This is a genomic window from Bradyrhizobium manausense (assembly GCF_018129685.1).
Lineage (GTDB): Bacteria > Pseudomonadota > Alphaproteobacteria > Rhizobiales > Xanthobacteraceae > Bradyrhizobium > Bradyrhizobium manausense_D.
This window is the reverse complement of the sequence record NZ_JAFCLG010000009.1, coordinates 136,393-149,751: the sequence shown is the minus strand read 5'-3', so window position 1 is coordinate 149,751 and position 13,359 is coordinate 136,393. Positions and strand designations below refer to the sequence as shown.

At 62.7% G+C, this 13,359-nt stretch carries 9 protein-coding genes; 3 read left to right on the top strand and 6 right to left on the bottom strand.

The window, feature by feature from the left end; all coding sequences use genetic code 11:
• Nucleotides 1–289 precede the first annotated feature (289 nt).
• Nucleotides 290–1,243: a hypothetical protein gene (locus JQ621_RS21955; RefSeq protein WP_212236757.1), complete on the bottom strand. Its 954-nt coding sequence runs from the start codon at nucleotides 1,241–1,243 to the stop codon at nucleotides 290–292.
• A gap of 163 nt (nucleotides 1,244–1,406) precedes the next feature.
• Between JQ621_RS21955 and JQ621_RS21950 the strand changes: the two genes are divergently transcribed.
• Nucleotides 1,407–4,883 (top strand): indolepyruvate ferredoxin oxidoreductase family protein, encoded by a 3,477-nt coding sequence (locus JQ621_RS21950; RefSeq protein ID WP_212236756.1) that lies wholly within the window; start codon nucleotides 1,407–1,409, stop codon nucleotides 4,881–4,883.
• A 141-nt stretch (nucleotides 4,884–5,024) separates the two neighbouring features.
• Here the strand turns inward: JQ621_RS21950 and JQ621_RS21945 are convergent, their stop codons facing one another.
• Both JQ621_RS21945 and JQ621_RS21940 read right to left on the bottom strand, forming a co-directional pair.
• Nucleotides 5,025–6,743 carry an FAD-dependent oxidoreductase gene (locus tag JQ621_RS21945; protein WP_212236755.1) on the bottom strand — a complete coding sequence of 573 codons (1,719 nt, stop codon included), beginning with the start codon at nucleotides 6,741–6,743 and terminating at the stop codon, nucleotides 5,025–5,027.
• A 58-nt stretch (nucleotides 6,744–6,801) separates the two neighbouring features.
• Complete coding sequence (locus JQ621_RS21940; RefSeq protein WP_212236754.1) at nucleotides 6,802–7,821, bottom strand: S1C family serine protease; 1,020 nt, start codon at nucleotides 7,819–7,821, stop codon at nucleotides 6,802–6,804.
• On the opposite strand from JQ621_RS21940, the gene JQ621_RS21935 reads away from it, so the two are divergent.
• Complete coding sequence (locus tag JQ621_RS21935; RefSeq protein ID WP_212236753.1) at nucleotides 7,820–7,966, top strand: hypothetical protein; 147 nt, start codon at nucleotides 7,820–7,822, stop codon at nucleotides 7,964–7,966. The two genes, JQ621_RS21940 and JQ621_RS21935, sit on opposite strands and share 2 nt — an antisense overlap.
• Nucleotides 7,967–8,157: 191 nt before the next feature.
• On the opposite strand, the gene JQ621_RS21930 is transcribed toward JQ621_RS21935, so the two are convergent.
• From JQ621_RS21930 to JQ621_RS21920, 3 genes are all read right to left on the bottom strand, one after another.
• Nucleotides 8,158–9,798: an anti-phage dCTP deaminase gene (locus tag JQ621_RS21930; protein ID WP_212236752.1), complete on the bottom strand. Its 1,641-nt coding sequence runs from the start codon at nucleotides 9,796–9,798 to the stop codon at nucleotides 8,158–8,160.
• A gap of 274 nt (nucleotides 9,799–10,072) precedes the next feature.
• On the bottom strand, nucleotides 10,073–10,528 hold the full coding sequence (locus JQ621_RS21925; protein WP_212236751.1) for a hypothetical protein: 456 nt from the start codon (nucleotides 10,526–10,528) through the stop codon (nucleotides 10,073–10,075).
• Nucleotides 10,529–10,535: 7 nt separating this feature from the next.
• Nucleotides 10,536–12,137, bottom strand: a complete 1,602-nt coding sequence (locus JQ621_RS21920) for a GMC family oxidoreductase (protein WP_212236750.1) — start codon at nucleotides 12,135–12,137, stop codon at nucleotides 10,536–10,538.
• Between the two features lie 197 nt (nucleotides 12,138–12,334).
• Here JQ621_RS21920 and JQ621_RS21915 point away from each other — a divergent pair, with 197 nt between their 5' ends.
• Nucleotides 12,335–13,123, top strand: coding sequence for a thermonuclease family protein (locus tag JQ621_RS21915; RefSeq protein WP_212236749.1), 789 nt, complete (start codon nucleotides 12,335–12,337; stop codon nucleotides 13,121–13,123).
• The last annotated feature ends 236 nt before the right edge of the window (nucleotides 13,124–13,359 follow it).

Sequence of the window (13,359 nt, the reverse complement as noted above, 5' to 3'; positions counted from 1 at the left end):
CTGCAAGCGCCGTGCCATTGTGTACAATAGCGATTGAGCGCGCGGAGCGAGGGAATTCGCTGCTTGCTCAGAAGCTTACGTCTCGGCACGGCGGCTGCTTATTCCCTGTGCGACGTCTTTGCGACGTGCATTTGCTCAAAGGTTGAGCGCTCTCCGTTGTCATTCCGGGGCGATGCGAAACGTCGGGCCCGGAATTCATCGGGCGACAACGACTGAGGCAAAATGGATTCCGGGCTCGCGCTACGCGCGCCCCGGAATGACGAGGAGCATGTGCGGCAACGTCTTGCCCCTACCGCCCGGCCCCATACAGCTGACGATACTCATCCTCATACGGCGCATAGGAATCCTTCAGCGTCGCCATGTTGAGCAGCATCGTCGCGACCATTGCGCCCGCATTGTCGAACACCCGCGTCTTGACCCAGGCACTCTCGGTGCGGCGGCTTCCGGAGAGCGCGACCACCTCGCGCTCGACTTCGTACTCCTCGTCGACGAAGAGCGGACCCTTCATCAGTCGGATCTCCTGGTCGGCGAACAGGCCGACGGCCGGCCCTTTCGCCGGCAGCGGATCGTCCTTGGAGCGGTACTGGAAGAGCACACTCAGCATCTCCATTGGAATGATCGCCCGCGCCCATGGATTGTCTGCGCCCGAATAATAAGGCGAGTTCTCGGTGATGACCGCGAGCTTCTGCCGCAGAGAGAACGGATAGAGGTCGCCCATGTTCTGGTCGAACGCCATCCGCACCGCCTGCCGCTTGCTCGTCTGCGCGACCTTCACGTCGCGGAGGATCACCGGGTCGGTGAGCGGCTTGAGCTCGGAAAGCCGTGTCTCGAGCGCAGTCGCCGCGTGAGGTTCGCCGAGAGAGGCCGTGCCGCGCAGCACCTCGGTGCCGTCGCGCTTCACCATCTGGATCTGGCATTGGCTCGTGCCCGGCAGCGGCTTCGACAGGATCGCCTGCACCTCCTCGCCCTCGTAACAGGCGCTGCGATAATGCGCTGACAGGCAGCCGCTCTCGAACCAAGCCTGTCCCCACAGCCGAGCGCCGAGAGGCGCGAACTGGCTGAAATGCGTCGGGCCTTCGATGGTGCCACCCTTGAAGCCGAGCTTCTGCGCGGTGGCGTCGTCATGGATGGACGCATGCGCGTCGTAAACCTGCGCGTGCAGCATCTGCCGCGGCTGGCGCCACGGTCCGATCAGAGCCTCGGCCGTTTCGGTGATCACGGTATCAAATGCGTTTGCAGTCATGGGCTCCTCCACAGGCAGCCATGACTAGCAGGAGCGCCACGGATGCGGCCAGCGATATTGACTTCGGTGCTCCATGCCCTTGACTGCCAATACCCGCTTCGCAAGTCGCCCCTCTTTCCGCGGCGCAAAATTCCCATTTGATGCGACGACAAGGACTCCTGAAATGACGCTGATGCAGGTCGAGCTGGACGACAAATACCGGCTCGAATCGAAGCGGATCTTTCTGTCCGGCACCCAGGCCCTGGTCCGCCTGCCCATGTTGCAGCGCGAACGCGACCGGCTGCAGGGGCTCAACACCGGCGGCTTCATTTCCGGGTATCGCGGTTCCCCGCTCGGCATGTACGACCACGCGCTGTGGCGCGCCAAGTCGCACCTCCAGCAGCACGACATCGCCTTCGTCCCCGGCCTGAACGAGGATCTGGCGGCAACCGCCGTCTGGGGCAGCCAGCAGGTCGGCCTGTTTCCCGGCGCCAAGGTCGATGGTGTGTTCGGCATCTGGTACGGCAAGGGCCCGGGCGTCGACCGCTCCGTCGATGCGCTCAAGCATGCCAACGCCGCCGGCACTTCGCTCAATGGCGGCGTGCTGGCGCTCGCCGGCGACGACCATGGCTGCCAGTCCTCGACGCTGGCGCATCAGAGCGAGCAGGTGTTCGCGGCGGCGCTGATCCCCGTGATCAATCCGGCGACGCTGCAGGATTACCTCGATCTCGGTCTCTACGGCTTTGCGCTGTCGCGCTTCTCCGGCTGCTGGGTCGGCTTCAAGGCGATCAGCGAGACCGTCGAGAGCTCGGCCTCCATCTACAGTGATCCCGAGCGCATCAAGATCGTGCTGCCCGATGATTTCGAGATGCCGCCCGGCGGCCTTAACATCCGCTGGCCCGATCCGCCGCTGGAAGCCGAAAAGCGCCTGTTCGGCCCGAAGATGGCCGCGGTGCAGGCTTTCGCCCGCGCCAACCAGCTCGACCGTATCGTGCTCGATTCCAGGCCCGCCCGGCTCGGTATCATCGCGACGGGCAAAGCCTATCTCGACCTGCGCCAGGCGCTCGCCGACCTCGGCATTACGGACAATGACGCGCAGGATCTGGGCCTGCGCATCTACAAGGTCGCGCTGACCTGGCCGCTGGAAGAAAGCGGCGCGAAGCGTTTTGCCGAAGGTCTTCAGGACGTGCTGGTGGTCGAGGAGAAGCGCGGCTTCATCGAAGACCAGCTGATGCGCATCCTCTACAATATCGATGCGTCGCGGCGCCCGACCGTCACGGGAAAACGCGACGAGCGCGGCGCGCCGCTGCTGCCGAGCGAGGGCGAGCTGACGCCGACCATCGTTGCGGGCGCGCTGGTGGCTCGGCTTCGCAAGCTCGGCCATCACAGCCCGGTGCTGGAGCAGCGCCTCGCCCGCCTCGAGACCTTCGACAATCCCGTCACCACCTCGACGCAGATCAAGCTCGCGCGTACGCCGTTCTTCTGCTCGGGCTGCCCGCACAATACCTCCACACGGGTCCCCGAAGGCAGCCGCGCCATGGCCGGCATCGGCTGCCACGGCATGGCCCTGAGCATGCCGACCCGCCGCACCGACCTGATCTCGCATATGGGCGCCGAGGGCGTGAACTGGATCGGCCAGTCACCCTTCACCACAGAGAAGCATATCTTCCAGAATCTCGGCGACGGCACCTACACGCATTCGGGGTTGCTGGCACTCCGCGCCGCATCCGCTGCCGGCATCAACATCACCTACAAGATCCTCTACAACGACGCTGTGGCGATGACCGGCGGGCAGCCTGCAGAAGGCGCCTTCAACGTCGCGCAGATTGCGCATCAGGTCTGGGCCGAAGGCGTCAAGCGCCTCGCGATCGTCTCGGACGATCCCGCCAAATATCCTGAGGGCAATTATTTCCCGCAAGGCGCGACAATCCATCATCGCCGCGAGCTCGATGCCGTGCAACGCGAGTTGCGCGACATCAAGGGCCTCACTGTCGTGATCTACGACCAGACCTGCGCCGCCGAAAAGCGGCGCCGCCGCAAGCGCGGCCTCTATCCCGATCCCGCCAAGCGCGCCTTTATCAACGAGCTTGTCTGCGAAGGCTGCGGCGATTGTTCGCAGGCTTCCAACTGTGTCTCGGTGCAGCCGCTCGAAACCGAGTTCGGCCGCAAGCGCCAAATCGATCAGTCGAACTGCAACAAGGACTTTTCCTGCGTCGAAGGCTTTTGTCCGAGCTTTGTGACCGTGCATGGCGGTTCGCTGAAGCGGATGAAGACCTCGGCGGTGGATTCCGGCCAGTTGTTCGCCGATCTGCCGTTGCCGCCCGCACGCGAGCTGGAGGCGCCCTACAATATCCTCGTCACCGGCATCGGCGGCACCGGCGTCATCACCATCGGCGCCCTGCTCGGCATGGCGGCCCATGTCGACGGCCGCGGCTGCTCGGCGCTGGACTTCACCGGCCTGTCCCAGAAGAACGGCGCGGTGATGAGCCATGTCCGCATCGCACCGAAGCCGGAGGACATTTCCGCCGTCCGCATCACCACGGGCGGCGCCGACGTCATCCTCGGCTGCGACATGATCGTCTCGGCCGGCCCCGCCGCACTCAGCCGCGCCGAGCGCGGCGTGACGAAGGCCTTTATCAACGCCGATTTGCAGCCGACCGCGAGCTTCGTGCAAAACCCCGACATCGACTTCGAGATGGGCACAATGCAGACCGTGCTGCGCGATGCCGTCGGCGACAAGAACCTCGACATCATCGACGCCACAGGCATCGCCGCGGCCCTGATGGGCGACAGCATCGCCACGAATCCCTTCATGCTCGGTTTCGCCTTCCAGAGAGGCGCAATCCCGCTGTCGTTGGAGGCTCTGCTCCGCGCCATCGAGATCAACGGCGCCGCGATCGAGATGAACAAGCTCGCCTTCAGCTGGGGACGCCTGGCCGCCCACGACATGTCGCGGGTGCGCAGCGTGCTCCAGTTCAGGAACCGGGCGAGCGCGCCGACGAAGTCGCTCGACGACATCATCGCAACCCGCGCGGAGTTCCTGACGGGTTATCAGGACAAGGCCTATGCGGATCGCTATCTCTCAGCCGTTGCCAAGGTGCGCAAGGCGGAGAGCGCCGCATCGCCCGCATCCACCGAACTGACCGAGGCCGTCGCGAAGAACCTGTTCAAGCTGATGTCCTACAAGGACGAGTACGAGGTTGCGCGGCTCTACACCGACGGCAGCTTTGCCAAGAAGGTGTCGGAGAAATTCGATGGCGACTTCTCGCTGAAGTTTCACCTGGCACCGCCGATCTTCGCGCGGCGCGACAAGACGACCGGGCATCTCCAGAAGAAGGAATTCGGCGGCTGGATGATCCACGCCTTCCGTGTGCTGGCCAAGCTGAGATTCCTGCGTGGCAGCGTGTTCGATCCGTTCGGTCGCAGCGAGGAGCGCCGGACCGAGCGGCGGCTGGTTGCGGACTATCTCGGCATGATCGATCAGCGGATGTCCGGGCTAAAGGCGGAGCAGATCCCGCTGCTGACGCGGCTCGCGCGTGTGCCGGAGACGATCCGCGGCTTCGGACACGTCAAGGAAGCCAACATCAAGCTGGCGGCGGCCGAGAAGGCGCGGCTGGAATCAGAGCTCGAGAACAGCCGTTTTGCGGCAGCGGCGGAGTAGACGAAGGCCACGCAACCCACTCGGTGTGATCGCCCGGCTTGACCGGGCGATCCAGTACGCCGAGAGGGTCGTGATTGAGCTGATAAGCTGCGGAGTACTGGATGCCCCGGTCAAGCCGGGGCATGACAACGGCGGGAATCGCTAGACTGAAATCAGGGCCGTGCTGGCCGCCGTCCCCTCCGCCAAATGACGCCCCGCAATGTACCCAAACGTCAGCGCCGGCCCGAGCGTGATCCCCGGCCCCGGATAATTCCCGTTCATGATCGAACCCATGTCGTTGCCGCAGGCATAGAGCCCCGCGATCGCCGTACCGTCCTCGCGGAGCACGCGCGCCTGCGCATCGACCTTCATGCCGATCGCGGTGCCGAGATCCGCGGGGTAGATGCGCATCGCGAAGAACGGCGCGCGAGCAATCGGCGCGACGCAAGGGTTGGGCTTGTGAGCGGCATCGCCGAGATGCCGCTGGTAGATGGTGCTGCCGCGGCCGAATTCGGGATCGCGGCCCTCCTTCGCCTCGGCGTTGTAACCGGCAATCGTCGCGGTCAGCGTCGACGGCTTGATGCCGATCCTGGCCGCAAGCTCCGCGATATCCGGAGCCTCGATCAACTCACCACTCGCCACGTAACGCCGCACACGGCACGTGAAGGGCTTGATGCGGCCGAGGCCGTAGCGCCACAGAAACTGGCGATCACAGACCAGATGGAACGGCCGCTCCGGCTCGCCGCTGCTGTCGCGCAGCATCGCGAGCACGAACTCGTGGTAGGACAGCGCCTCGTTGACGAAGCGCCGCCCTGCGGCGTTGACGGCAATCACGCCGGGCTTGGCGCGATCGGTGACCGTGTGCGGGAAGACGCCTCGGCTTCCGTCGTCGCGGCGAAAGAGAGACGCCGGCACCCAATAGGCCGGACTGGTCGCCTCCGTGTTGAGCGCAGCACCGGCCGTCACCGCGAGTCGAAGCCCGTCGCCCGTGCCTGCCGTGTTGGTCGCCGAGACAGATCCGGCGGCCGACGGAAAAAAGCGCTTACGCAACGTGGCATCGTGCGAGAAACCGCCCGTCGCCAGCACGACGCCCCGGCGCGCGGCGATCAGCCGATCGCGCGAGCCGTGCCGGATCACCACGCCGCTGACGCGATCGCTTTGCATCGACAGATCCTCGACATCGGCACTGAAGAGGATCTCGACCTGGCGCGCCAGCAGCGAAGCGTACAGCCGGGCGGCGAGCGCATTGCCGAGATGCAGCGTCGTGCCGCGCGGGCTGCGCAGCCGCTGCAAGGCGTACGCCGAGACCAGCCGCGCCGCGCGCAGCGTCGAGCGCAGCGATTTTCCGATCCGGCGCAGATGCGGGATATCGAGCCGGTTGACCATCATCCCGCCGAATAGCGTGAACTCCGGCAGCGGCGCGCGCAGCCGCGCGAACGCTGCACCGAGCCGCGCGCCATCGAACGCAACCGGCTCCAGGACGCGGCCGCCCGATGTCGCGCCCAGCCTTTCCGGATAATAGTCCGGATAGACCTTCACTGGCTGAAGGCGCACTTGCGTATTGGCTTCGAGATAGGCAAGTGCCTCCGGCCCGCGCGCGAGGAAAGCGGCGCGCAGTCCGGCATTGGCGGCTTCAGGCGCCGTGCTCGAGAGATACTGGACGGCATCGGCGACGCTGTCGCAGAGCCCCGCCTCTTTCATCCTGGCATTAGCGGGAATCCAGACCATGCCGCCAGACCACGCCGTGGTGCCGCCGACAAAGGCAGTCTTCTCGATCACCAGCACGCGCAGACCTTCGGCGGCCGCAACCGCCGCTGCCGTCATGCCGCCGGCACCGGCGCCGATGACGATGACGTCGTAGGTGTCCTGGGACGGCATCATGCGGCAAGGGTCCGGAAACGAGGCATGACACCGTCATACCCCGCCTGCGGGCCCGCAGCTAGCGCTGCGGCTTCCGCTCGATCGGATCGATCTCGAACGCCCTCAGCTGCCCACGCCGCAGCACGTCCATCGCAAGCCGCCGACCAATCCGGTCACGGTCGAGCACACGGATCAGATCATCGACGCCATTGATGTCGACACCATCCAGCTTGATCACGACGTCGCCGGGCAACAAGCCCGCCTTCGCCGCGGGGCCGTCCTGCTCGATCTGCATCAGCAGCGCGCCCATCCTGTTCTCGACACCGGCCAGCACCGCATGCCGCCGCGGGACCGGTGCGGTCTGCCCGGCGACGCCGATGAACGCGCGGCGGACATAGCCATGGCGGATGATCTCCGACAGCACGAATTGCGCGGTGTTGCTGGCGACCGCAAAGCAGATGCCTTGCGCGCCGTTGATGATGGCGGTGTTGATGCCAATCACCTCGGCATTCGACGACAGCAGCGGCCCGCCGGAATTGCCGGGATTGAGCGCGGCATCGGTCTGGATCACGTCCTCGATGGTGCGGCCGCTGACCGAGCGGATCGAGCGCCCGAGCGCGGAGACCACGCCGGCCGTGACGGTCGATTCAAAACCGAGCGGATTGCCGATCGCAATCACGAGCTGGCCACGCTTGAGGGTTTTGGAGTTTCCGAGCGCGGCATAGGGCAAGTCGCGCACGCCATTGGCGCGCAGCAGCGCCAGATCCGTATCGGGATCGACGCCGAGCACGCGGGCATCGCCGACATGGCCTTCGACGTCCCGCAGCCGGATCTCCTTGGAAGAACCGACCACATGGCTATTTGTGAGCACGAGCCCGTCCGGCGAAATCACGATGCCGGAACCAAGCCCACCACGTTCGCGACCGTTCAGCGTCTTTGGTCCCGTCTCGACACGCACGACGGCGGGACCGACCCGGTCGGTGACGTCGATCACGGCATTGGAATAGGCGTCCAGCAAGGCCCGGTCATCGACCGGGGCAGATCCTGTCGTTCGCGATGACGAGGCGTCATCGACGATATCCGAAGTGAAGTCCAGCATGGCAAAAGTCCTTGAGGCTCACACAGATGGTGGCCTGTCCGATCAGGTGCAAGGTGCACGAAGCGCGAAAACAACCCCATGCACAGTACAAATCATTGAAGAAATCTACGCCGTGCTGATTTTCCATTTTCCGAATATCGTTTGACCCGTCGGGCAAAACAGGAGTACGATGGCATCATCCCGCCGATCGTCATTTTCGCAGGCTGTCAGCGATCGGCCGTCTTCAGACCTTCCCGGGGGTGCAAGGCTGGACTGCCCAGATGGCTAGGGCGCGAGGCCCAGCGTGCCGCCAACATCGGAGCGAACGGTCTCGCCACACAGCCGAGCTTGAGCTTCCTATCGTCGTTTTCTCAGTCGGCTACTCTCACTTCGCGCTCGTACCGCTGCTTTTCGCTTCCTTGGACGCCTTGGCTCAGCCTCTTCATCGTCCAAAGCCTTCTTGACAGTACGCGCAACCTCCAGAGCTTCTATTGCGGTAGCCTTACTTTTTCGAAGCGCATCTTCAACGTACTTTTCCAAAGGCAAGTAGATCGCAACCTTCACATCTAGGATCGGACGAGGCTCGTTCTTCGGACCGAGCCATTCTTGAGCCCTGCCGGAAGCTTTATTCTTGCGTAGCGATTTTTCAAAGAAGTCTCGATATCGTCTCGGGGAGATTCCAAAGAAATGAGTGAACTTCGTCTTCCTGTAGTTCGCGTAGTGAACACGTGACGAGCCTTCCACTTCGATGGAATCGGGATGGAGCGCAAACGCTGCACTCTTTGGGTAAGGTTCGAGAAAATACACAGTGTCAATTCCTGCCCCAACAATGTGCTTGGCGCAGATGTGACAAGGAAACGTAGTGCAAAACAGGGTCGCATCTTGCACTGGGCGGCCTAGCCGAGCGGCATCCATAAGGGCAGACATCTCAGCGTGAAGTATGCGACCAAATTCGATGATGTCCATCAGTTGAGAGTCCTTGACGGCAGCATGCTGAAGCATGTCGTCGATTTTTTCCACACACTCCTTTTCCATCATACCGCTATCGCTCAGGCGCTCGAACAAATCGAGGATCAGCGAACGCTTTTTCTCATCATTAGGGTCGCTGCCCCACTTAAAATCTCGAGCATCGCCTCCACCATCATCATCTGCCCAATATGTGCCACCGCCGCCCTTTGGAACCTCGTTGCACCCAAGAGTGATAACCTCATGACGCCTAGAGAATATCGCGGCTCCTACCTGCCTAGACAAATCTAGCGAGCGCAGAGATGCGCCCTTTGCCATATACATTCCATATTCGATAGGCGTAGGAGACAGATTTGTAGCCCCGAAGATGAGCTTTATGAATCGCTCAAGCTGTTCAAACTGAGTGACGGGAATATCAATGTTGATAATGAAGTCGGCGAGATGAAAGACGTCTCTTACCCGCTGACCGTTGTCGTCTTCTTCTTGGTCTTCGTCCAGCTTGATCAATTGATCTGCGACGGATTTGTATTTATCTAGATCCGTGCTCTTGTGATCGCGCGCAATGCGTTGAGCAAAAGCGTCTGTTCGCTCACCCTTGGATGAGTAAACTGATATCTGGAAAAAGAGCTTGCCGTAGACGCTGCGCAGGAGGTCAATTTCCTCTTTGCGCTTGAACTGATGAATTATGTAAGCACGCTTTTCGCTATGGCGTCGTGTCTTTGGGTCCTCCCCCCTGCTCTTCGCAATTTGATCGATCACAAGTGACGCGCAGATCGCCTTGTCATCGGAAATCTCTCGGAGGCGATTCCCGAACTCGATGTAGCTCTTGAACCTTTCCTCGCTCGGCTTGTCGTAGAGCTTGACATCGCAATAACCAATGTCTCGGAAGAGACTTGTTACCTTGATTGGAACGACCTGGTATCCGAATCCTTCCAACAGTGTCTTCAACGGAAGGACAGTTTCGCCGAGGTCAACACCTATTGGCGCAACGAGACCGAAGAAAAGCTCGGGAAACTCAATTCTTTCCAACATAAATCACGCTCTACCGATTCACATCTCTTTAATGGTTTGTTAATATAGCTGTCTTCAACGCGTTTAAGGCGAGCCCCATGTCCCCAAAGACCATAAGCAAGAGTTCCCACAAGACTCGGGAGCGAGTTCAAGCATCGCCTTCTCGGGACAACAAAGCAATCAGTGCCGATGCCTTTGATCAGTTCATCGAGGAACAGCTTCAGAAGCCCGAATACGAACGCACCCAGTCTGACCCGGACGTCGTTTGCCACGTCTACTGACGGTATTATAGCACCTAGATCGTCGGCGCCCGCCGCAGCGTGCCGCCCCTCGCCTTGACGGGATCCAGCAGCGACCAATCGCCATCCGGGAGCACGTAGCCCTTGGGGAATGGCGCGCGCAGCTCAAGCCCGAGCGAACGCAGCACGCGGTCGTCGCGGTAGTAGCATTGCAGGACGACGCGAGTGAGCGTTGCGGCGGCCGCACCGCCACTCCTGCGAAACTCCCGCGCTACCGTGTCGCGCCTTTCGGCATCGAGCTCGGCAAGCGGCTGGCCGGCGAGCCGCGCCAGATGATCCAGCGCCACCGCCACCAATCTGGTGTCGCGGCCGAGCGTCGCCAAGATATCGGCCTGGATGGCGGGATCATCGGCGCCAGGGACTTTGTATTCGTCGCTGGCGGGCACGATCATCGCCGCGACGGTGCGGAGGTCATTGCATTGAGCGCGTGTAAGCGAATTGTCTGCGGACATGACGGCCTCAGTCGAACAGATTGGCGAGGCGCTGCTTCATCTGGTCGGCGATGTAGAGCGCGAGGGCCTGGATGGTGGAGGTCGGATTCACACCGCCCGAGGTGACGAAAATGCTGCCATCGACGATGAAGAGGTTTTTCACGTCATGCGCGCGGCCCCACTCGTTGACGACGGATTTGTTCGGATCGGTGCCCATCCGCGCCGTGCCCAGCAGATGCCAGCCGCCCCAGGGGATCGGTGAGTTGACGCAGATATCGGTCGCGCCCGCCATTTCGAGGACCTCCCGGCCGCGGGCGAGCGCGTGGTCCATCATCTTCCGGCTGTTCTCGGAGATCGTGTAGTCGATCTTCGGTGCGGGAATGCCGTGGCTGTCCTTCAACACCGGGTCGAGCGTGACCTGGTTGTGCTCTTCCGGCAGATCCTCGCAGATCGCGGAGAACCCGAGACGATGACCGTTGAGCTTGCGGAAGACGCGGTGATGGTCCTCACCCCACGGCAGAATACCCTTCTGCTCGCTGACCACAGCCTCGAACACCGGCCCTGCGCCGCGCACGAACTGGACGCCGTAGCCGCGCACGAAGCCGCGCGAGAGGTCCGTGTCGTACCACTCCTTGCTCCACAGGCAGGTCGGCGGTGCGCGGTTGCTGTCAGTCGGCTCCTTCACATAGCCGTAGATCTGCGCATAGGGGTGGAACATCAAATTCTTGCCAACCAGGCCCGATGAGTTGGCAAGGCCGTTCGGGAAGCGATCGGATTTCGAATTGAGCAGCAGGCGCGGCGTGCCGACGCCGTTGCAGGCGATGATGACGACATGCGCCGGCTGGAACTGCTCGACGCCGTCCTTGTCGTAGTAGACCACGCCCGTGGCCATGCCGTTTTCGTCGGTGGTGATCTCGCGCACCCGGCAATGCGTGCGCAGCTCGACACCGGCGCGAACCGCATGCGGCCAATACGTGATGTCGGTCGAGGACTTCGCGCCTTGCGCGCAGGCCGGCGTGCAATGGCCGAGATTGATGCAGCGCGCGCGGCCCTCATAGTCCGTGGTCGCGACCGTCGTATCCGACGGCCACCAGTGCCAGCCGAGCTTGTTCATGGCCTTGCCGATGATGGCACCGGACAATCCCATCGGCTGTTGCGGCATCGGCGGATGCGTCAGCGGCGACAGCGGATCGCCGGACAGGCCCGACGTGCCCATCATGCGGTCGTTCTCCTCGAAGAACGGCGTCAGCGCGTCGTAATCGATCGGCCAGTCGTCGGCGACGCCGTCGAGCGTCTTCACCTTGAAATCGGAGGGATGCAGCCGCGGCCAGTGCGCGGTGTACATCACCGTCGAGCCGCCGACGGCGTTATAGTTCACGACCTTGATCGGCGAATTGTCGTCGTTAACGGGATAGTCCTCGGGCCGGGCGCGGATGTTCGGGCTCGACGACCACTCGCCGTAGAACTTGGCCTCCCAGTCGCGGCCCGTGCTGGGATATTCCGCGGGGTTCATCCAGCCGCCCTGCTCCAGGCAGAGAATGTGCATCTTGGTTTCGGCCAGCGACCATGCCACCGCCGCGCCTGATGCGCCGGCGCCGATGATCAGGACGTCCACGGGGTCTTTGGTCAAAACGTCTTCCTCCTGCCCTCGCCGCTTCCCGGGCGATTCGGCCTTGCCGGCTTGATCTGCACCCCGAACGATAGGGGCAGACCGGCCGGCGAGTAAAGGCTGGCGGGCGAATGTCGCACTTCGCACAGCGCAGACCATTGGTCTCGCGACGTCCGGATGCTAGGAACGGGGGCAAGAGCAATCGATAGCGAGAAGTTATGTCCCCAAGGAATTCATTGGCCGCCACCCGCGCGTTCGCGCTCGTTTTATTTCTCGCTCTGTCCGGATTTCTGGGGACCTGCCACCCCGTCGCCGCGCTGACTGCGGCTGCGATGGTCCGGGATGCCAATTCGATCCAGCTTGGCGACGTCACCTACCGGCTCGACGGTGTCGACGCACCCGAACTCGACCAGGTCTGCATCGACGACCACGCCGATCCCTGGACCTGCGGCATCGAGGCCCGCGACCAGCTCACCAAGCTGATCGGCGGCAAGCCGGTGCGCTGTGACGATGTCGGCCCCGAGAAGAACTTCGGCAAGCGCCATCGTGCGATCTGCACGGTCGAGGGCGACAAGGTCTCGTTGAACGAGCAGTTGCTCAAGCTGGGCTTTGCCATCGCGCGCGAGCCCATCAAGGCCAACGTCAAGCCGGCGGCAGCGGAGGCGAGGACAGCCTCGGCCGGCATCTGGAAAGGCTGCTTTGTTGCACCGCAAGAATTTCGCACCGGCAAGAAGGACGGCACCCTGCTTGGCTCCGCCTGCCGCGCCGACCGCGACAAAGAAATCCGCGCGGTGCTGTTTCCGGAGGAGCTGACCGCGCCGCCGAGCTGCGCGATCAAGGGCAAGCTCGCGGTGCGCGCGCGCGTCACCGGCAACATCGGCATCTATCACTTGAGGGGTTGCCCGAGCTACGCCGCGACCACCAAGCCGGATCGCTGGTTCTGCTCGGAAGACGACGCGCAGGCCTCGGGCTTCCGCAAGGCCTACAATTGCCGCCGGCCAAAGTGAATATTTGGTTCACGCGGCCGTGAGTGGTAGCCGGAGACAGTAATGATCCGGAATTGAACTGAAACGGGAGTTGCTGCACCTATATGTGCACGCAAGCGCTTCGCGCGTGCGTTCCCTTGGCGGACAATCCTCATCGGATGGTCTTTGCTCGGGCGTTTCCTCCCTAGACTTGGGCCGCTTGTCACTCACAAGCGGCTCTTCTTTTTTGTGCCGGTCCAAAGCGCGATGAGATCGGG

Bases quoted from the DNA above. Each gene is read 5' to 3' on its own strand.
- JQ621_RS21915 (WP_212236749.1), top strand. From the start codon at position 12,335: ATGTCCCCAAGGAATTCATTGGCCGCCACCCGCGCGTTCGCGCTCGTT.
- JQ621_RS21950 (WP_212236756.1), top strand. From the start codon at position 1,407: ATGACGCTGATGCAGGTCGAGCTGGACGACAAATACCGGCTCGAATCG.
- JQ621_RS21940 (WP_212236754.1), bottom strand. From the start codon at position 7,821: ATGCTGGACTTCACTTCGGATATCGTCGATGACGCCTCGTCATCGCGA.
- JQ621_RS21955 (WP_212236757.1), bottom strand. From the start codon at position 1,243: ATGACTGCAAACGCATTTGATACCGTGATCACCGAAACGGCCGAGGCT.
- JQ621_RS21925 (WP_212236751.1), bottom strand. From the start codon at position 10,528: ATGTCCGCAGACAATTCGCTTACACGCGCTCAATGCAATGACCTCCGC.
- JQ621_RS21945 (WP_212236755.1), bottom strand. From the start codon at position 6,743: ATGATGCCGTCCCAGGACACCTACGACGTCATCGTCATCGGCGCCGGT.
- JQ621_RS21930 (WP_212236752.1), bottom strand. From the start codon at position 9,798: ATGTTGGAAAGAATTGAGTTTCCCGAGCTTTTCTTCGGTCTCGTTGCG.
- JQ621_RS21935 (WP_212236753.1), top strand. From the start codon at position 7,820: ATGGCAAAAGTCCTTGAGGCTCACACAGATGGTGGCCTGTCCGATCAG.